The following is a 17,699-nucleotide window of genomic DNA, read 5'->3' as shown; positions in this document are numbered from 1 at the left end:
ACTGCCGGAGGTTCAACGTTGCAGCCGGGCACGGAAGCCGTGGCGCCTCCTTACCTCCTGGATCCGGAGACCCTCGGATCAACGCCGGAAGGCGTGATTGGTTGCCTTCGTCGCTGCCTATCATCCATTCGAAGAGCCAGGCCATTGAAGTCTTTGACGCCCCGAGTCATGACCGGCACGGCCGCGTCGCCCCGTCGATGACCCGCACCGCGGGCAGAGCATCGGGGACCCCTCCGGGCGCATCACCCCGACCGCCGCCGCGGCCGTCGTCACCCGGGCCGCCGAGGGCGTCGGGTTCGAGGGGAAGTGGACCGGGCACTCCCTGCGCCGCGGGTTCGCCACCGCCGCCCGCCGCGCCGGCCACACCCTGGAGCGCATCGGCCGCCACGGCGGCTGGGCCGACAGATCCCGCGCCCTTCTCGGCTACATGGAGGAAGGCGACCGCTGGGAGCGCAACCCGGTCTCCGGCCTCTGACCCACCACCAGGAGCACGCCCACGAGGGCCCGCAGCCACCCCGGCTGCGGGCCCTCCTCCGTGCGCGCCGCCGCCCTGGTCCGGCGGGCCCCGCCTGCCGGGCAGGCGGGGCGCCGTCTCACCCGGGCGGCCTCGCTGAACCACATGATCAGTAACAGCAAAAACGCCCGTGCCACCGATTCGTCCCGGCGGGTGCCCGGGCCCTGTCCGGGTCCGGGGCGGTTCCCCCACGGTCCCGGATCGGTCCGATCCGGGACCTGCGCTCAACTCGGTCCGCTTCCAGGCCGTCCCGCAGGGCCCGGATCACTGCAGCCTGCGCGGGCCTCGCTGGAGCCACCGGGTCAGCGGGCGAGCGTGACCTCGACCGTCGTGTCGGGGCACTGGGCGAGGACACCGGCAAGGGCATCGCGCTCGGCCTGGTCGACGGCCAAGCCCCAGCGGGTCTTCACCACAACCCAGGTGGTGGCGTACTCGCAGTGGTAGGCGGCCGTCGGCGGCATCCACGTTCCGGGGTCCTGGTCACTCTTCGACCGGTTGCTGGCAGCGGACACCGCGATCAGCGACCGCGGGTCGTCGAGGTCGTTCGCGAACGCCTGCCGCTCGGCCGCCGACCAGGCCGACGCGCCGGAGTCCCAGCCCTCGGCCAGCGGCACCAGGTGGTCGATGTCGAGCTGGCTGGCGCTCGTCAGGCTGCGGGAGTCGTAGGGCGAGTACCAGGTGCCGCCGGTCAGGGCGCACCGGGCGCCGACCTCCGGGGCGGTGACCGCTTCCTCGAGGAGGACCTCGGACCGGGTCGAGCAGCCGTCCCGGTCCGCGTCGATCCAGTGCCGGAACAGGTCACGGGAGTAGCCGTCCCTGGACTCGTCCTGGACCGTGAGGCGGGCGAGTGCCTGGCTCACGGGCAGTGTCACGGTGTCGCCGGGCGCGGCGGCCTGCGCGGTGGCGGGCAGGGCGGCGGTCAGGGTGAGCGCGGACAGCAGGGTCGCGGCAGCGCGGCGGAGAAGGCGCACCGGGGTCCTCTCGACGGTCGGGACTGGGCCCGACCGTCGTACCGGGACGAGCACCCGCCCGTCCGGCATCCCGGCACCGCCTCACCCGGGCGAGGGATCTAGTCACACTGCAAGGTCAAACACTCAGACCTCGCCGCTCCCTGACCTCACGTGATACGTCTCGCACCCGTGCGTGAGGTGCGAGGCGTATCACTCGAGGGGGCAGAGAGCGCGTCGGTACTGTCGGTGCCTCGTGGAAGAGTGCCGGCATGACCACGGCCTCTCTCCCCGATGACGACGGGGACTCCCCCGAAGATCAGAGCGACGCCCACGACGAGATCTTCCGTGCAGCGGACGCCGTCAACGCGTCCCTGGCCGGCGTCATGGAGCCCCAGCGGGAAATGCTCCGCATCCTGCGGGAGGCGTCCCTCGCCCCGGCCATGGACGTCTCCCGGTTCGTCCGCGAGGCGCTCGGACCTCATCAGGCTTGGCAGAACACGATGCGGGAGATCTTCGCTGAGCAGCATCGCGCCGTGTTCGCCCCGATGAACAGCGTCCTCGAGCAGATCCTGGCCGACCAGCAGGAGCGATACGCCTCGATCGCGCGCATGACCCGCGACGGGGTGCCGCAGTTGGACACGACGTTCCTCGACGCGGTCCTCCGTGACACCACGCCGTGGCAAGGCCTGTCGGATCCGATGCGCAGCGTCTTCGCGGATGTCCTGGACGGTGCCCGTGTCGCGGTCGAGTCGGGGGAAGAACCGGACGTGCCCGAGGAGATGGTCACCGAGCTGGAGGAGCGGGCCGTCCAGTTCGCTGCCTCCACGCCCGGACCGATCCCGGCCAGCGTGCAGAAGTACATGTTCGCCGTGTTCGTCGCTGCGACGGTGTGGACGGCACTGATGTACCTGTCGATCAGCAGCGACACCGCGAACGCAGTGATCGACGAGGCCACCCAGCATGGGGAACTCGCCGTCCTCGTGTTCACCGCCGCCTGCCTTGCCTGGGACCGCAAGCAAGGCAACGACCGCAACAGCAACGAGTAGACCCGCCCGGGATCCCCACACGGCTGACCAACCGTGATACGCCTCGCACCCGACGCACGGGTGCGAGGCGTATCACGTGTGCGAGGGGTCTCACCCGTGCGAGGCGTCGCCCTTGCCCAGCTTCCGCTGGACCCGGTCGGCCTGCGCGACGGCGGCCACCAGGAGCGCGGCCACCACCTCGTGCTTGGGCACACGCGTGCTGTGGTGGATGTCGTCGACGGCCCCTGGAAGGCGTCAGCGGCCTCCGTGTACCAGGAGCGCCGCGTCATCGTCTTCTTCGCGGCCTGCGCCTCAAGCTGCTGCCTGCGCCGGCGCTCCCGCTCGACGCTCGCCCGGGTCACCTCCGGCTCCGGCAGGCCCGTGCCCGGGCCCACCCGCGCCTGGGGAGGCGCGCTCCTGCGCCGCTCTGTGCTCGTCGCGTAGATCCGCAACGTGCAATGCCGGCAGAGGGGACCCGCCGCGTTCACGGCTTCAGCGCGGCAGGAGTCGGGATGCCCCGGTCCTTGGGCGAGGGCGCAGGCCAATGCACACGAGGCTCCGATGCCCGCCACACCAGCACGGCATCACAGGACCGAGAGTCCCCACGCTGCGCCGTCAAAGTGATCGTGCGGACGTCGCGATGAATGGGCGCGTACAGCCGCACGTCGTCCCCCTGCGTCACAACCCCCGCGGACAACTCCTCCGGAGCGGCGCCGTCCCCTTTCTCGGCGGTCATCTTCCACCGCACGGTGGCACCGCACTGCGCCGACAGCCCCAGGCGGCCCCCCAGCGACACCGTCCCGCCGTAGGTACCGACCTCGAACACCGTCCGGACGGAACTCTCGCCACTGGACCCCAGGACCCAGCCCAGCGCCGTGACAGCACATCCGCGATTCGCGCAGTTCACCTCCTGCGCAGGGGCGTCACCGCTGAAGCTCTTGAGCACGCCCTCGTCCGCGGTGTACCACCCGATGCCCATCCACACGACGAGGAGGAACGCCGCGAGGCCGGCCAGAACGAGCAAGTGGTACTTGTTGTTGAGGGCTTCCAGCTTGCTTCCCAGCTCACCCCGAGCGGCACGCAGCTCGACCAATGTCTTGCGCACCGTACGGAAGCCGGCACTGCGGCCGTTCCGGGCGAAGAGAGCTTCCTCCCACACCGACAGGACCTCGGCCGTCTCCTCCTCGGAGAGCTCCCGACGCTCTCTCACCGCGTCCATCAACGTCTCCATGAAGTCCCACTGGGGATGGAACTGCCCGCTCATGAACCGGGAGACGGTCGACTTGTCGTAACCGGCGAGCCGAGCCAGGGCGTTTTGCGATAGCCCTGACTCGTCCAAGAGGACCGCCAGCTTGTCGACCAGCGCCTGAACCTCCGGAAAATCCTGTTTCCCTGCCACCGCACCCCTCCCGCGTGTGCACACATCTGCCGAGGTCAAGGGCCGTTGCGCGAAGACGCAACAGCGTTGCTCTTGCCTCAACTCCCCCTCGATGCGACAGCGTCGATCTCGTCTGGCGAAGGACGCCGGATACGAAGGAGACCTCATGATCCGCATCGACAACGAGTCGGTCCCCCCGGACGGCCACCGTCCCGAGGCAGACCACCCTGCCCGACCCGCCGACCCACCCGGGCCCGCCCCCACCCGTCCACCCGCGAGCCGGTGGGACCGGGTACGGATAGCGGGCAGCCAGTTCGCCAAAGGGGCGCTGGTGTACGCCGGAATGGTTGCGCTGTCCGCCGCCCTCCACGTCGTGGTGCCACCCGTCTGGGAAGACGTTCTGCCCGGCACCGTCAAGGTCTCGGTGAAGATCATCCGCTGTCCCGAGACACCCGACACGGACGCGGCCACCATCGCACCGTCGGGAAAGGAGGCCGAGGCTGTAACGAACTGAACCGCCCTCCAGGGCCGGTGACCTTTTAAGAGGAACACGACCGAACCGCGTGAGCCCCGCCGACGAGGACGGCCGGGGCTCATGCCTGTTGTTCTGGCAAACCCCACCGTCGACCTGCCGTGATACGCCTCGCACTAGTGCGACAGGTGCGAGGCGTATCACGTGTGCGAGGGGTCTCACCCGTGCGAGGCGTCGCCCTTGCCCAGCTTCCGCTGGACCCGGTCGGCCTGCGCGACGGCGGCCTCCAGGAGCGCGGCCACCACCTCGTGCTTGGGCACGCGGGTGCTGTGGTGTATGTCGTCGACGGCCCGCTGGAAGGCGTCCGCGACGGACGCCTCCGTGTACCAGGAGCGCCGGGTCATCGTCTTCTTCGCGGCCTGCGCCTCCAGCTGCTGCTTGCGCCGGCGCTCCCGCTCGACACTGGCCCGGGTCACCTCCGGCTCGTCCTCGTCGTCGGCGGGCGGCGGGGGCACCATCCTCTGCGGTGCGGCCATCAGGCTGCCTCCGCCCCGGTCTTGATGACGCCGATCTCCTCGAGGACGCTCGGCACGTCGTAGAACTCTCCCGGGACGGTGCCGTAGGCCCGCTGGTAGGCGACGCGCTTGCGCATCTCTGCCTTCAGCAGCGGGTAGACCGGCAGCGCGTCGCCGGTCTCCGGGTTCTTCCCGGACGTCAGGAGCTCGCGGTATTCGCGCGGGAGGGTCGTCCCGTGGTCCGTGCGGGACAGCAGGACCCAGGCGTTGAACCCGCCGACAGCCGAGTCTGCGGCCGCCAGCTGCGCGGCTTTCCATGTCGACGGCAGCCGGCGCATCTCGGAGGGGTCCGCGCCGATCGGCACGACCAGGCGCTGGGCGTAGGTCAGCGCCGCGGTGAACACCGCCGGGTCGCCGCCGCCGATGTCGGCGATGACGCGGTCGTGCTTGCCGCGCAGGTCCGAGATCAGCTCGTCGATGTCGTCGAACGGGTGCCGGGTCACCGTCACCGGGAACTCGCGGCCGGTGGCGCGCTCGTAGTCCTTGCGCCAGTCGCTCGCCGTCTGGGACACCCGGTCCCCGTCGACCAGGTGCACGTCCTCCCCGGCGACCAGGGCCTGCCGCAGCGCGGCCAGGACCGCTATCCGCGTCTTGCCGACCCCGCCTTTCAACGCGCCGTAGACGTCGACCTCTCCGTGGGCCACGGGCCACCTCCTTGCACTCCTGGCGGCTGTCCGCCACCAACCTGGAGGCTATCGGTGCGACGTCTCGCACACGGCGCACCCGTGCGACACGGCGCACACGTCGCACACGTCGCACACGTCGCACACACGGCCACCTGCGTGGCGTCTGCGTCCATGGCCCTGCCGTCTGCGACTCTCACCCGTATGCACCGCCGCTACCCCGACCGGGACCGCACCCTCCGGCATCTTCACCGCCAGGCCGCCCACGGCCGACCGATCGGCGCCGTCGTGGTCGACGGCCAGCGCCTGGCCGACGCCCTGGACGTGCTCCGTGACGCCGACGGCTACCGGGTGGGCGAGAAGCGGATGTCGACCCGGCGCTAGAACAGCGCCGACGCCGGCGCGGGCTGGGCCGGGTCCTCGAACTCCTCGAGACCGACGAACAGCAGCAGCTCGCCCTCCGGCGCCTGCACCGGCTTCAGCGACCCAGGGCACGACCGCAGGTCCGGGGACCTGCCGGTCGCGGGGTCGTGCCGGTAGACCAGGCCGCGGGCCGTCACCGCGACGTCGCGCGTGCAGACCGGGCACTCGGTACGGGGGAGACGAGCCATCCACCCAGTCTCCCCGACGCCGCCACCCTCCCCGCGGCCCCGTTCCCGGTCCCTGCGCGAGACCACCGCCCCGATGCGCTGGCCTGCGGAGAGGTACATCGGTGGAACTCGTGGGACCGTCCTACGCGCGCGGGCCCGCGCTGCAGTCCCACGCGGGGCACGTCGAGCACCAGGAGCACGCCCCGGCCGCCGCCCTGACCCCCGCCAGGAGCCGAAACGGCCGGTAGGGCAAACGGCTCCCGCCGCACCAGCGGCCTCGCCACAACAGACGCCTCGCACCCGTGCGAGGCGTCGCACCTGTCGCACTCCTCGCACAGGCGCTGACCTGGACCGGCTGCCGCGTCACAACGGATGCCGCGTCCCCGCCGTGGAGACCTGCGCAACCAGGCACGCCCGCAACGGCTACAGCTTCGCAACACCGGGCACGCCAGCAGCCCTCCTCCCGTATGAACCTGTTTCATGGCCGCCATACCGCCCCGCAGATCGGGCCGCACCGCCCATCTGCAGCGCACCGTCCGCCGCCGCACCCGTACCGCGCCCCGCCGTCCTGCCGCTCCGATCGGCTCCCGCCCGCCAGGCCGACGCCGCATCCCAGCGCCCATCTCTCCCGCCGACCAACAGCAGGTTGTCGCCGCGCCGGCAGACCGCTGGACACGCATCCAGCAGGCCGCAGGAACCCTGGCCGCCCTCGGCACCCTCGCCGCGATCATCTTCACCTGGCTGTCGATCCAGCAGGTCGACCAGGAGCACGCCATCACCCGCGAGGGACAGGTCACCGACCGCTACAACGCCGCCGTCGGCAACATCGGCGACGACTCCTTGGAAGTACGCCTGGGCGGCATCTACGCCCTGCAGCGCATCATGGAGGACTCCCCTCGCGATCAGCCCTCCATCGTCAACGTCCTGTCCACCTACATCCGCAGCCACGCCAAGCCGGAACAAGAGGCCAGCGCCTCCAGCAAGCAGCCGACCCTGGCGCTCGCCAGCGACGTCCAGGCAGCTCTCACCGCACTCGCCAGCCGGGACTCCGCCCACGACGGCACCGCCCACGTAGACCTGACCGGCGCGGACCTGACCGGCGCGTACCTCTACAAGGCAAACCTGAAGGGCGTGAACCTGAATGGCACGAACCTCCGCAAGGCGGACATGCGCGGTGCGGACCTCACCTTTTCGGACCTGAACGGCGCGAGCCTGCGCAGCGCGAACCTCAACGAGGCAATCCTGCACGGCACACATCTGAGCGAAGCGGACCTGAAAGAAGCGAATCTGAGCTACGCAGAACTACGCGGCGCGGTCCTCGACGAGGCAAACCTGCAAGGCGCGAACCTGAGCAACGCAGACCTGAACAACGCAGACCTGATCCACGCATCCTTGACCGGCGCGTTCCTGACTAAAGCAGACCTGACCAGCGCGGTCCTCTACGAAGCGGACCTGAGCGACGCGGACCTGAGGGAGGCGGTCCTGCGCGATACGGTCATCGAGAAGGCAGACCTGCGCGGCGCGGACCTGACCGACGTGAAGAGGTAGTGAGGTACTCGCATCTGTAGGCCGCAGCCAGCGGGCTTGATGCCCGTGCAACAACGGGATGCGGTGTCTCCGCCGTGGAGCCCGCCCGGTGGAGCTGGAGCTGCCGCGACGTCCCGCGCTGACCGAGCGGGCGGCGCCCGCCCGTCGGCCGCGGCGCGACCGGTGCCGGCACCGCCGTCCAGTCGCCCGCGGCAGCACGCTCGGCTGCGGTCGGCGCATGCGCCGGCGGCAGGTCCATGGGCGGGACAGCGGGGTTCGGGCCGGTGCCGAGGGGGCGGCGCGGTGTGCTCATGCGGGCAGTGTCGCGGCGGGGGGTCCTCATCCCCGTGACCGGGGTGGCCGCTGCCCGCACGACGCGGCGATCTTGCTGTTACTTGTGTCTCGCACGTCTTCGGCCACCGCCGCCCACGCCGCCGGACACGACCCGCTGGAGATAGCCCGCGCCGGCGGCTGGGCCGACGGCTCCCGCGTCCTCGCCCGCTACCTGGCCGACGTCGACCGCCGATGTGTCTCACCCAAGCGGCACATTGGTCAGCGCGCCTGTTCAGAGTCCACCGGGCCGGAACGGCCAAGGCTCCGGCGTCGACGGGAACGGTCACTCGGTTCTGCCTCCGCTGACGATGCGATGTCCCCAGTGGGCTGCGAAGCGCACTGATTCGGCCCCGGGTCCTCGAACCGGCCGTAGTGCGTGGCCGGCTTAGGGGCGAGGGCGAGAGACTGCGTTCCGTCGCTCCGTGTGAACAGGTGGGGTGTCGGCAGGGCTGCGTTGGCAAGACGGCGGGAGAGCGCCCTGTGCAGAGTCGGAACATCCAGGTAGGGGCACACGTCCGCACCCTGGTCAGTCAGCACTTGGAATAGAGCGGTCGTGAAGGCCGTATACGGACTCGCAGGATTCGCTGGGTCTCGGTCTAGAGCCCATCCGTCCGGCCCGGTGGCGGTGAGAACGTACTCCTCCTTCGGGCCACCGGAAGTCGCATCCTTCGAATCTGTCCGGTCGGAGAAGTCGGCGAGCGCACTGCCGCTAGCGCATGCGTCGAGGATGACTAGTGTCCTGTTCGCCTGACTGCCACGCACCAGGTCGTGCACGTAGGTGAAGGGCAGCGCCGCATCCGGGAGGTCGTTGCTGGAGCTGCTGCCGAGGATCAGGTCCCCATGAAGATCGGTAGTTCCGTGACCTGCGAAATAGAAGATCAGCGTGTCAGTTGCCTCAGCAGCAGCGGTCCTGAGAGCGCTAATCGCCGCATGAGGTGTCGCCTCGTCCCCGATCAGGGTGACTGTCCGAGGGACACCGAGATTGCCGAGGTGTTCTGCCAATTTGAGGGCGGACGCTTCAACGCCTGGCAAGGCTGTGCCTTGTCGGCTGGCACCCACGACGACGGCGCGGGACTCCCGCGGGTCCGGGCAGGTAGGCCGGGAACCTGCCTCCAGATGCCCCGGCTCGTGTGCTGTAGAGCGGTCTGGTGCGACTGGCTGCCGCGTCCACCTGTATGACTCGCCGCCAGTCTGGGCCGTCACCGTTCGCTGGTGCTGGTTAGCCGCCATTCTGGACAGCCGAAGGAGAAGCTCGCCCACGTCACCGGGGGCAGCGTCGGTCCGGCGGAGCTGACGCACGGCCGAGGCGAAAACCCCCTCGGCGAGGTCCACACAGACGCCGTTGTCGGGCACACGCGAGTAAAGGTAGCGGTGTACGACCACGGCAAAGCGTTCCTTCAACGCCCACTCGTCCATTTCGCAGGGGACCGCGGGTACAGGGGTCTCCCGCGGCGGGTGAGATGTTTTAGCGGCCAGCGGCCGGCTCGACGATGTGCCGGCCGCTCCAAGAGATGATTTGGCAAGGAGTCGGCGGAAGACATCCCTGTCTTCCGCCCGATTAAGGTCAGGCCGCGGGCCGGTCAACGCGCTCATCCCTTCTCGATGCGGCACCGGTGGCGGTACAGGGCCCCTTCCACGGCTCGGGGAGTTGTCCCGTCGGCGAGGAGTTCGGCGATCTCCTTGTGCGAGTAGCCGTCGGTCTCAAGGGCGATGATCATGGCGAGTCTCGGATCGCGGGCGTGCAGGGCCTGCAGGGCTTTTCTGGCTACGGTTCTGTCCAAGACAGCGGCGCCGACCCGCTGATGAGTGGGAGTTGGTGCGGACGATCCCAACTGCTGCGCCAGGTTCCGGAGCTCCAGCCTGCGCGCGTTCTGCCGGTCCAACCAGGCCCGGTACTCATCGGCGAAGGCGTAGATACAGGAGCCGATGAAGTAGGTCTTGAGACTGGCACCGCCGTCCGGGATCCACTGACGGGCTTGCAGCGCCTTCTCCTTGAACCGCTTGAAGGCTCTGAAGATTGTGTCCTGCACCAGGTCACAACGGTCGTCCTCGGTCCAGTCCGACGGGGGATCCCCCAGCTTGATGCCTTTGTGGGCACACTTCGTAAAGATCTTGCGGCTGATGGTCCAGGCATGCAGGACATGCAGGCCATGGTCGATCAACTGATCGGCAAAGAAGTCGAACTCCGGTCCTTGGAATCCGGACTGCTCGAGGTACTCGACAAGGGCTAGATCATCAGCGTGCTGCTGAGACGGTGCGTTCGTGGGCGGTTGCGGGCTCGGCTGCTCGGCGCTGGGGCCGATGGGACGGCGGGGCAGCATCGGGCTGCCAGTCTCGGGGGGACTTCAGCGTGTCGGCGACTCCAGCGGATTCAGAGAGAGACGGTGACGAGGACGAAGGTCGTCAAGGAAGGCGGAGTGCTGTGACTGCACAACATGGCGGATCCCCTTACGCGGGTCGGCTTGGGCCTGTATGCCGCGGCCCAAAGGTCGGCGGCATCGAACGGAGTGCTCTGACTGCACAACATGGCGGATCCCCTTACTCGGGTTGGTTCGGTTGGTTCGGACCTGTATGCCGCTGACTCTCAGGCAGCGGCAGCGAATGGTTCTCGCTCCTCTCCTAGGGGGCCTACGGGGGCTACCCCACGGCCTCCAAGAAAGTTCTCGAAGTTTTTTGTGGCCGTGGGATCTGGGGCGGAAGCGTCCGTAAGAGGCAGCGACCGGCGTCGCCCGATGACCGGATGCACTCGAGGAGTCCACGATGGTTCAGAAGCATGACCGCCTCCAGGATGAAGCCGAAACGGCGCAGGCCTCCAGCCAGTCCGCGCACTCTGGGCCCTCCACCGTAGGGGAGCTGCCCTCGGCAGCGAAGGCTCAACTGCCCGAGGACACTGCGTCGAACGACGTCGATGCCCAGGACAAGACACCCACCAGCGCCGCTCGATCGCCAGGCCGTCTTCGGCGAGCTTGCACGTTCATGGCAGTCCATGCCGCGAAGGGCGCAGCGAGCTCAGTCGGAGGGCTACTGGTAACCGCCCTTCATCGCAGTGGGAGGGTCCGGTGACCCTGCCTCTCATCGTCGCCCTCGCGCTCGGAGGGGTCGGGGTGTTCATCGCCTACCGCAATCCGCAACTGGGTACGGCGCTGCTGGTCGGCCTCGGCGTCATCACGGTGCTGTACCTGGTCTGGGAGAAGGACCCTTCGGTCTTCCAGCCCGGCGTCGTTCCAGCACCTTCGGCGACTTGGTCGCCAGCGCCGGAATCCCACGGCAACACGCACAGCCCGGACATCCGTGACACGCCTCTGCCCCACTCGCCAGCCGGCGTGGCCCCATGACGTCGTGAAGGCATGACGTCACGACGGCGCTGATCCGGCAGCTCAGCTCAGCGGAGCCGCCGGGTCAGCGGGCGAGCGTGACCTCGACCGTCGTGTCGGGGCACTGGGTGAGGACAGTGGCGAGGGCGTCGCGCTCGGCCTGGTCGATGGCCAGGCCCCAGCGGGTCTTCACCACGATCCAGGTGGTGGCGTACTCGCAGTGGTAGGCGGCGGTGGGCGGCATCCAGGTTCCGGGGTCCTGGTCGCTCTTGGACCGGTTGCTGGCCGCGGACACCGCGATCAGCGACCGCGGGTCGTCGAGGTCGTTCGCGAACGCCTGCCGCTCGGCCGCCGACCAGGCCGACGCGCCGGAGTCCCAGCCCTCGGCCAGCGGCACGAAGTGGTCGATGTCGAGCTGGTTCGCACTCGTCAGTGTCCGGGAGTCGTAGGCCGAGTACCAGGTGCCACCGGTCAGGGCGCACCTGGTGCCGAGCTCCGGGGCGGTGACCGCTTCCTCGAGGAGGACCTCGGACCGGGTTGAGCAGCCGTCGCGGTCCGCGTCGATCCAGTGCCGGAACAGGTCACGGGAGTAGCCGTCCCTGGACTCGTCCTGGACCGTGAGGCGGGCGAGTGCCTGGCTCACGGGCAGTGTCACGGTGTCGCCGGGCGCGGCGGCCTGCACGGTGGCGGGCAGGGCGGCGGTCAGGGTGAACGCGGACAGCAGGGTCGCGGCAGCGCGGCGGAGAAGGCGCACCGGGGTCCTCTCAACGGTCGGGACTGGGCCCGACCGTCGTACCGGGACGAGCACCCGCCCGTCCGGCATCCCGGCACCGACTCACCCGGGCAAGGGATCTAGTCACACTGCGCCCACAGGGCACATCCCTTCGGCGCCGCGGGGTCGGCCAGCCCTGGGTCCGGTCGGACAGCTAGGTTCCCTCTATGAGCACATCACCAGGAGGAGCGGACCCCGCCCGTACTGCACTGCCCCCGCTCTCCGGTCTGCCGGAGCGGCTTGAGGTAGTCCCAGCCTGGGACGCGGACACCCCGTATCGGGAGTGGCGCCCTCAGGTCCTCATTCCGCCGGCGTTCCGCCCGGCCGCCCCGCCCCGGGTCTACGCCCTGGTGAACCAGAAGGGCGGCGCGGGCAAGACCACTAGCACGGTGGAGCTGGGCGCGGCCCTTGCGGCCGCCGGGTACCGGGTCCGCCTCATCGACGGCGACCACCAGGAGGCCGCCCTGTCGGCCTGGCTGCTGCCGCAGTACCCGGAGGACTCGCCGCGGCACTCCCTGCGGTCGGTGTTCTTCGACGAGTGCACGCTGCTGGAGGCGACCTACCCGACGCTCTTCGAGGGCCTGGACGTCGTGCCCTCGGGCCGCGACCTCCAGCGGGTGGAGTACGAGCGGCCCATCGGCGCGGAGGGCGCGCTGGCCGCCGCCTTGGCCGACGAGGCTGATGCCGGCGGTTCCCCGTACGACGTGACGCTCATCGACGCCGCCCCGTCGCTGGGCCTGGTGACGGTGGCCGGGCTCACGGCGGCGGACCAGGTGCTGGTCCCGGTGAAGGTGGGGGGCCTGGACCTCAAGGGCATGTCCTCCCTGCACCGGACGATCCGGAGCGTGCAACGCAAGACCAACCCGAAGTTGTCCGTGGGCGCTGTGCTCCTGACCTCGTGGGACAAGAGCAGCTTTGCGCGGGAGCTGGCCGCCCGCGTGGCCGAGGACTACCCGGAGGCTGCCGTCATCCCGATCCGGCGCAGCATCCGGGCGGCCGAGGCCCCGGTGGCGGAGGAGCCGATCCGGGTCTACGCGCCGGACTCCACGGCCGCCGCCGACTACGACCAGGCCGCCAGCCTCCTGATGACCCGGGAGGCGATGTGAGCCGCCGCCGCACCCTGGCGCTGCGCCCCATCGTCACCGAGGACGAAGAGCTGTTCGACGCGGAGGAAGACCAGGAGCCGGGGACCTACGTCCTCTCCACCCGTGGAGGCCAGGACGCTGACAACGGCGTGGTGGCCGAGCTGACCGGCGCGGATGTCTCGTCGCCCTTGACCGTCGCCCACATCCCCGCCCCCTACGCAGCTGGCACCGGGGCCACGCTGGACGACAAGGAGCGCGCCCACCTCGCCACCTGCGAGCGCGCCGTTGCCGGGCTGCAGCGCGCGTTCGCCATCGCAGGGAAGGCGCTGGCCACGATCAACCAGGCCCGCCTGTACCGGGAGACGCACGCGACGTTCACGGACTACCTGACCGACCGTTGGAAGATGAGCGAGTCCCAGGCGTACCGGCTGATGGATGCCTGGCCGGTCTACGCCCAGCTCGAATCGGCCGGGGTGACCGTCCTCAACGAGCGGCAGGCGCGGGAGTTGGTCGCAAGCTTCCGCAAGCACGGCGGTCCCGCGACGGTCGCCCTGGTCAAGGCCGTGGAGAAGCACACGGAGAAGCCCACCGCGGCAACGTACGCGGCCGCCCGTAAGGCCCTGCCCTCGCAGCTCCCGAACGACCCGCACCAGCTGGAGCGGACCGTGGAGGAGGCGACCGTCCGGGCGCTGCCTCGCCAGACCTCCCCCATTGGGGGAGAAACTGCGACGGCCCCGAGCACCAGGCAGGCGGCCGACGAGGGCGGCGTCACCCCGGAGGAAGTCGACGCCGGCGCGGAGGCCATGGCGAAGCTGGAGGCCGCGGTCGCCCAGCAGCGCCAGGTGTACGCGGAGATCCCGCCGGACATCCTGGCGGCCGCGATGCTCTACGACCCCGGTCGAGCGGAGAGGCTTCGCCACGAGGGGGCCCAGTACGCGACCCGGGCCGGGTTCCGGTTCCGCGGCACCGCCGAGGACGAGGACGAGTAGTGACGGGCGCCGTCTACGTCGCCACGCATCCCGTGCTCGCCGCCCACAGGGCCGGCCTCACGGACGCCTACGCGGACACGGACCGCCTCCGGGTGAACGAGCGGCGTGGGTGGCGCGTGGTCCAAGTCATCCACCTGCCCACCCGTGCCGAGGCGGAGCACGTGGAGACTGCCGTCCTCGCGGAGTTGCGCCGCGACGGGGTCCGGTGCGGTGTGGTGCCGGGCGACATGCCGCACGGCGGCCACACCGAGACGGTCCCGGCCTCCGCCATGTCGGCCGTGGAACTGCTGCATCTGGTGCGCCGCCGGTGTCCAGGTCGTTCGTCACACAAAAATGACCTTGGACACCTTCCGCGTTGGAACAGTCAGTTTGCGGAACTGCGGGGGTTGGCTGCGTGACACCGGAGTCGGAGCGGTTCGTCGTCATCACCGGGGGGCCCGGGTCCGGGAAGAGCACCTTGCTGGACCACCTGCAGGGGATGGGCTATGCGCGATCCGTCGAGGCGGGGCGCGGCATCATCCAAGACCAGATGGCGATCGGCGGATCCGCACTGCCGTGGGCTGATCCCGCTCTCTTCGCCGAACTGATGCTCTGCTGGGAACTGCGCTCCTATCGCATGGCCGCCGGGCAGGCGGGGCCGGTCTTCTTCGACCGCGGGGTCCTGGACATCGTGGGATACCTGCGGCTGGAGGGGCTGCCGGTCCCGGATCACCTCCACGCTGCTGCGAAGACGTTCCGCTACCACCGTCGCGTACTCATAACACCTCCCTGGCGGGAGATCTACGAGCAGGACAGCGAACGCAAACAGTCCTATGCCCAGGCTGAACGCACGTATGAGTCGATGGTTGCGACCTATACCGCGTACGGCTACGAACTGGTCCACCTGCCTCTGGCCCCCATTGCAGAGCGGGCGCGGTTCATCACCGACTCCCTTCGCTGATCACTTAGGAGCTACGCGTCTAGCGGCCGCCGCCCGCGCCGAGGCCGACGTCCCGAAGGGAGTACGGGCACTCCGCACCCTGGAGCGCACGGTACAGCGCCTCCACGAGGTCAACACGCTGCTGGACGACCTGGAACAGACGATGCCGGCGAAGTTCTGGAAGCGTCCGGACGTGCGCGCGCTGTGCAGGCAGATCACGGACACCTGTGAGGCAATCGCGGCCCGTGCCGCCGCAGACCAGGAAGGCACTGGCGCCGAGACGTAGACGGCGACTGACGCTCGGGGCCGCCCAGGTTCCTCCCCCAATGGGGGAGATTCTGGCCTTCCCCTGCGATGCCACCGCGCGCACGGCTGACCTGCGCCGAGGTACCACGGTGGAACCGGTGGGACCGTCCTACGCGCGCGGGCCCGCGCTGCAGTCCCACGCGGGGCACGTCGAGCACCAGGAGCACGCCCCGGCCGCCGCCCTGACCCCCGCCAGGAGCCGAAACGGCCGGTAGGGCAAACGGCTCCTGGTGCCGCGCCGCGCCGGCGGCCGCATCACAACGGATGCCAGCGCCCGCCGGTCGGCCTCGGCTCGACGGGCGCCGGTACGGTCGTCCAGTCGCCGACGGGTGCGCGGCAGGGCCCCTTCAACCCGCGGCCGCCACGCCATCCCCTCGATCGGGAGCGGGTCGTCGATCGGCGGCGCGTGGGACAGCAGCAGGGCGCTGACGGCCGACGAGCGGGAGACGATCCCCGGGGCGTTGGCGGCCGCCAGCTGGCCGTTGCCTGACCAGATGAGTGAGGGCCCTCACGGCTTCTTCAGGGGAGATGTGAGGGCCCTCGGCTGTACGGGGCAGGGTCAGGGGGTCAGGTAGGCGATCGGGCCGCCGGAGACGGCTCCCTTCACGCGCGCGCCCAACAGCTGGCCGGTCAGCTCTGCCAGCGCGGGATCCTTCGCCGTCACGTGGTAGGAGCTCGCGTCGTCCAGGGTGCCCACCCGGCCGGTGATCTCTGCGGTGAAGGAATGCCGCACCTCGTTGTGCTGGTAGCGCCTCGTCTCCTGTACACCGTGGACGGCGAGGACGCCGACTACCCATCCGGCGACCGCCACGGGCAGGACGCCGGCGGCGACGATCGCTTCGGGGTCGCAGCGCCACCACTGGCGGGACGCCTCGAGGAACAGTTCGTCGTCCATGGTGGCGCCTGTGCCGATGACCTTGCGGGTGTCGTCCGCGCGGCGGGGTGCGGCGGGTGCGCCGGTGCGCAGGACGGGGAGGACGCCTTCCTTCACGGACACCTGGGGTGCACGGGACAGGGCGGTGACCTGCGAGACCGCAAGGCCGGGCAGGAAGCCGCTGTCCAGGAGCTTGGTGACGGTGTTCACCGAGAGGTCAAGGATGCTGGCGGCCTCGGCGCGGGACAGGACTGCGGACGGGGCCGCTTCAGTGCGGGTCAGTTCGATCACGGGAAGCATGGGGAGGAACCTTTCAACGGAGTGCCCCACGCCTTGGGGGCACCAACGACGACTGTATTGAATCAACACATAGTGTCTTGCGTCAACACACTAGAGTGCTCGCCCCTCAGCGCCACGGCCACCGCCCCTCTCCCGGCCCGTCGAGGGGCCCGCAGATCGGCTTTGAGGGCCAGGCGGGCATACCTCTCCGGCAGCTCGCCCGGCTATCTCCGGCCGCCTCCGCCTGCGACGCCTCGCACCCGTGCGACGCGTCGCACCTGTCGCACTCCTTGCACGGGCGCTGACCGGGACCGGCTGCCGCTAGGCCCCGCGCTGACCGAGCGGGCGGCGGCCGCCTGTCGGTCTCGGCGCGGCAGGCACCGGCTCCGGCATCGCGGTCCACTCACCTGAGGCAGCGAGTTCGGCTGCGGTGGGCGCGTGCGCCGGCGGCAGGTCTGTGGGCGGGACGGCGGGGTTCGGGCCGGTGCCGAGGGGGCGGCGCGGTGTGCTCATGCGGGCAGTGTCGCGGCGGGGGGTCCTCACGTGCGTGACCGGGTCGGGGCGTGTCCTGGCGGGCCCGGGTCTGCCTCGCCACAAGAGCGGCCTCGCCACCGGCAGGCGACCGCCCGGCACCCGGAAAGCCGCAAGGGGGCCTGTGAGCGCCTTCCGGATCTTCGACAACCCCAAGGGGCCCCAGGAAGTCGAAAAGCCCCCTGAGGGGCACCCAGGGGGCTCACGGAGAGTCAGGAAGGCGTGTCTGGCGGTCTGGTCAGGTGCGGGCCATGTCGACGAAGCGGGAGTAGTGGCCCTGGAAGGCGACGGTGACCGTGGCCGTCGGGCCGTTGCGGTGCTTGGCCACGATCAGGTCGGCCTCGCCGGAGCGGGGGGATTCCTTCTCGTAGGCGTCCTCGCGGTGCAGGAGGATCACCAAGTCGGCGTCCTGCTCGATCGCGCCGGACTCCCGCAGGTCGGACATCAGCGGCTTCTTGTCCTGCCGCTGTTCGGGGCCGCGGTTGAGCTGGGAGAGGGCGATGACCGGGACTTCCAGTTCCTTGGCCAGCAGCTTCAGCCCGCGGGAGATCTTCGAAACCTCCTGCTGCCGGTTCTCGCCGTTGCGGGAGGAGTCCGGCTCCATGAGCTGGAGGTAGTCCACGACGATCAGGGACAGACCGCT

Annotated in this window: 20 protein-coding genes; 10 read left to right on the top strand and 10 right to left on the bottom strand. The window is 70.0% G+C overall.

What is annotated here, in order from left to right; genetic code table 11:
• Positions 1-816: 816 nt before the first annotated feature.
• On the bottom strand, positions 817-1,485 hold the full coding sequence (locus GBN72_RS33765; protein ID WP_246213070.1) for an HNH endonuclease family protein: 669 nt from the start codon (positions 1,483-1,485) through the stop codon (positions 817-819).
• Between the two features lie 248 nt (positions 1,486-1,733).
• Here GBN72_RS33765 and GBN72_RS33760 point away from each other — a divergent pair, with 248 nt between their 5' ends.
• Both GBN72_RS33760 and GBN72_RS33755 read left to right on the top strand, forming a co-directional pair.
• Positions 1,734-2,510 carry a hypothetical protein gene (locus GBN72_RS33760; RefSeq protein WP_151775802.1) on the top strand — a complete coding sequence of 259 codons (777 nt, stop codon included), beginning with the start codon at positions 1,734-1,736 and terminating at the stop codon, positions 2,508-2,510.
• Positions 2,511-2,711: 201 nt separating this feature from the next.
• A complete protein-coding gene (locus GBN72_RS33755) occupies positions 2,712-2,933 on the top strand; it encodes a hypothetical protein (RefSeq protein ID WP_151775801.1) in 222 nt (73 codons plus the stop codon).
• Positions 2,934-2,973: 40 nt separating this feature from the next.
• Here GBN72_RS33755 and GBN72_RS34465 read toward each other — a convergent pair whose 3' ends face one another.
• Positions 2,974-3,888, bottom strand: coding sequence for a helix-turn-helix domain-containing protein (locus tag GBN72_RS34465; RefSeq protein WP_164541059.1), 915 nt, complete (start codon positions 3,886-3,888; stop codon positions 2,974-2,976).
• A 145-nt stretch (positions 3,889-4,033) separates the two neighbouring features.
• On the opposite strand from GBN72_RS34465, the gene GBN72_RS34460 reads away from it, so the two are divergent.
• Positions 4,034-4,381, top strand: coding sequence for a hypothetical protein (locus GBN72_RS34460; protein ID WP_164541057.1), 348 nt, complete (start codon positions 4,034-4,036; stop codon positions 4,379-4,381).
• Positions 4,382-4,557: 176 nt separating this feature from the next.
• On the opposite strand, the gene GBN72_RS33745 is transcribed toward GBN72_RS34460, so the two are convergent.
• Positions 4,558-4,875 (bottom strand): hypothetical protein, encoded by a 318-nt coding sequence (locus tag GBN72_RS33745; RefSeq protein WP_151775799.1) that lies wholly within the window; start codon positions 4,873-4,875, stop codon positions 4,558-4,560.
• On the bottom strand, positions 4,875-5,558 hold the full coding sequence (locus GBN72_RS33740; protein ID WP_151775798.1) for a ParA family protein: 684 nt from the start codon (positions 5,556-5,558) through the stop codon (positions 4,875-4,877). The genes GBN72_RS33745 and GBN72_RS33740 overlap by 1 nt, the downstream gene beginning before the upstream one ends.
• A 183-nt stretch (positions 5,559-5,741) precedes the next feature.
• On the opposite strand from GBN72_RS33740, the gene GBN72_RS33735 reads away from it, so the two are divergent.
• Positions 5,742-5,921, top strand: coding sequence for a hypothetical protein (locus tag GBN72_RS33735; protein ID WP_151775797.1), 180 nt, complete (start codon positions 5,742-5,744; stop codon positions 5,919-5,921).
• Here the strand turns inward: GBN72_RS33735 and GBN72_RS33730 are convergent.
• On the bottom strand, positions 5,918-6,148 hold the full coding sequence (locus tag GBN72_RS33730; protein ID WP_151775796.1) for a hypothetical protein: 231 nt from the start codon (positions 6,146-6,148) through the stop codon (positions 5,918-5,920). The two genes, GBN72_RS33735 and GBN72_RS33730, sit on opposite strands and share 4 nt — an antisense overlap.
• Before the next feature lie 459 nt (positions 6,149-6,607).
• Between GBN72_RS33730 and GBN72_RS33725 the strand changes: the two genes are divergently transcribed.
• Positions 6,608-7,675, top strand: a complete 1,068-nt coding sequence (locus tag GBN72_RS33725; protein WP_151775795.1) for a pentapeptide repeat-containing protein — start codon at positions 6,608-6,610, stop codon at positions 7,673-7,675.
• A 531-nt stretch (positions 7,676-8,206) separates the two neighbouring features.
• On the opposite strand, the gene GBN72_RS36145 is transcribed toward GBN72_RS33725, so the two are convergent.
• The gene (locus GBN72_RS36145; RefSeq protein WP_369695914.1) at positions 8,207-9,217 is read right to left on the bottom strand and encodes a caspase family protein; all 1,011 of its coding nucleotides are present in this window, start codon (positions 9,215-9,217) and stop codon (positions 8,207-8,209) included.
• A gap of 359 nt (positions 9,218-9,576) precedes the next feature.
• Positions 9,577-10,308, bottom strand: a complete 732-nt coding sequence (locus GBN72_RS33710) for an RNA polymerase sigma factor (RefSeq protein ID WP_151775793.1) — start codon at positions 10,306-10,308, stop codon at positions 9,577-9,579.
• Between the two features lie 738 nt (positions 10,309-11,046).
• Here GBN72_RS33710 and GBN72_RS33705 point away from each other — a divergent pair.
• Positions 11,047-11,322 carry a hypothetical protein gene (locus GBN72_RS33705; RefSeq protein ID WP_151775792.1) on the top strand — a complete coding sequence of 92 codons (276 nt, stop codon included), beginning with the start codon at positions 11,047-11,049 and terminating at the stop codon, positions 11,320-11,322.
• A 64-nt stretch (positions 11,323-11,386) separates the two neighbouring features.
• Here the strand turns inward: GBN72_RS33705 and GBN72_RS33700 are convergent, their stop codons facing one another.
• On the bottom strand, positions 11,387-12,055 hold the full coding sequence (locus tag GBN72_RS33700) for an HNH endonuclease family protein (RefSeq protein WP_246213069.1): 669 nt from the start codon (positions 12,053-12,055) through the stop codon (positions 11,387-11,389).
• Between the two features lie 185 nt (positions 12,056-12,240).
• On the opposite strand from GBN72_RS33700, the gene GBN72_RS33695 reads away from it, so the two are divergent.
• From GBN72_RS33695 to GBN72_RS33680, 4 genes are read left to right on the top strand one after another with little or no spacing between them, the layout of a single operon-like run.
• The gene (locus GBN72_RS33695) at positions 12,241-13,179 is read left to right on the top strand and encodes a ParA family protein (RefSeq protein WP_151775790.1); all 939 of its coding nucleotides are present in this window, start codon (positions 12,241-12,243) and stop codon (positions 13,177-13,179) included.
• The gene (locus GBN72_RS33690) at positions 13,176-14,147 is read left to right on the top strand and encodes a hypothetical protein (RefSeq protein WP_151775789.1); all 972 of its coding nucleotides are present in this window, start codon (positions 13,176-13,178) and stop codon (positions 14,145-14,147) included. The genes GBN72_RS33695 and GBN72_RS33690 overlap by 4 nt, the downstream gene beginning before the upstream one ends.
• Positions 14,147-14,545 (top strand): hypothetical protein, encoded by a 399-nt coding sequence (locus GBN72_RS33685; RefSeq protein WP_151775788.1) that lies wholly within the window; start codon positions 14,147-14,149, stop codon positions 14,543-14,545. The genes GBN72_RS33690 and GBN72_RS33685 overlap by 1 nt, the downstream gene beginning before the upstream one ends.
• Positions 14,542-15,087, top strand: coding sequence for an AAA family ATPase (locus GBN72_RS33680; protein ID WP_151775787.1), 546 nt, complete (start codon positions 14,542-14,544; stop codon positions 15,085-15,087). Before GBN72_RS33685 ends, GBN72_RS33680 begins: the two co-directional genes overlap by 4 nt.
• Positions 15,088-15,931: 844 nt before the next feature.
• Here GBN72_RS33680 and GBN72_RS33675 read toward each other — a convergent pair.
• Together GBN72_RS33675 and GBN72_RS33670 are read right to left on the bottom strand one after the other, a co-directional pair.
• Positions 15,932-16,546 carry a hypothetical protein gene (locus tag GBN72_RS33675; protein ID WP_151775786.1) on the bottom strand — a complete coding sequence of 205 codons (615 nt, stop codon included), beginning with the start codon at positions 16,544-16,546 and terminating at the stop codon, positions 15,932-15,934.
• A 748-nt stretch (positions 16,547-17,294) separates the two neighbouring features.
• A partial coding sequence (locus GBN72_RS33670) for a DnaB-like helicase C-terminal domain-containing protein (protein ID WP_281372135.1) occupies positions 17,295-17,699 on the bottom strand: 405 nt, incomplete at its 5' end.

The sequence above is a fragment of the Streptomyces abyssomicinicus genome (genome assembly GCF_008974245.1).
Taxonomy (GTDB): domain Bacteria; phylum Actinomycetota; class Actinomycetes; order Streptomycetales; family Streptomycetaceae; genus Streptomyces; species Streptomyces abyssomicinicus.
The sequence above is the reverse complement of the archived record's forward strand: the minus strand, read 5'-3'. Positions and strand labels throughout refer to the sequence as shown.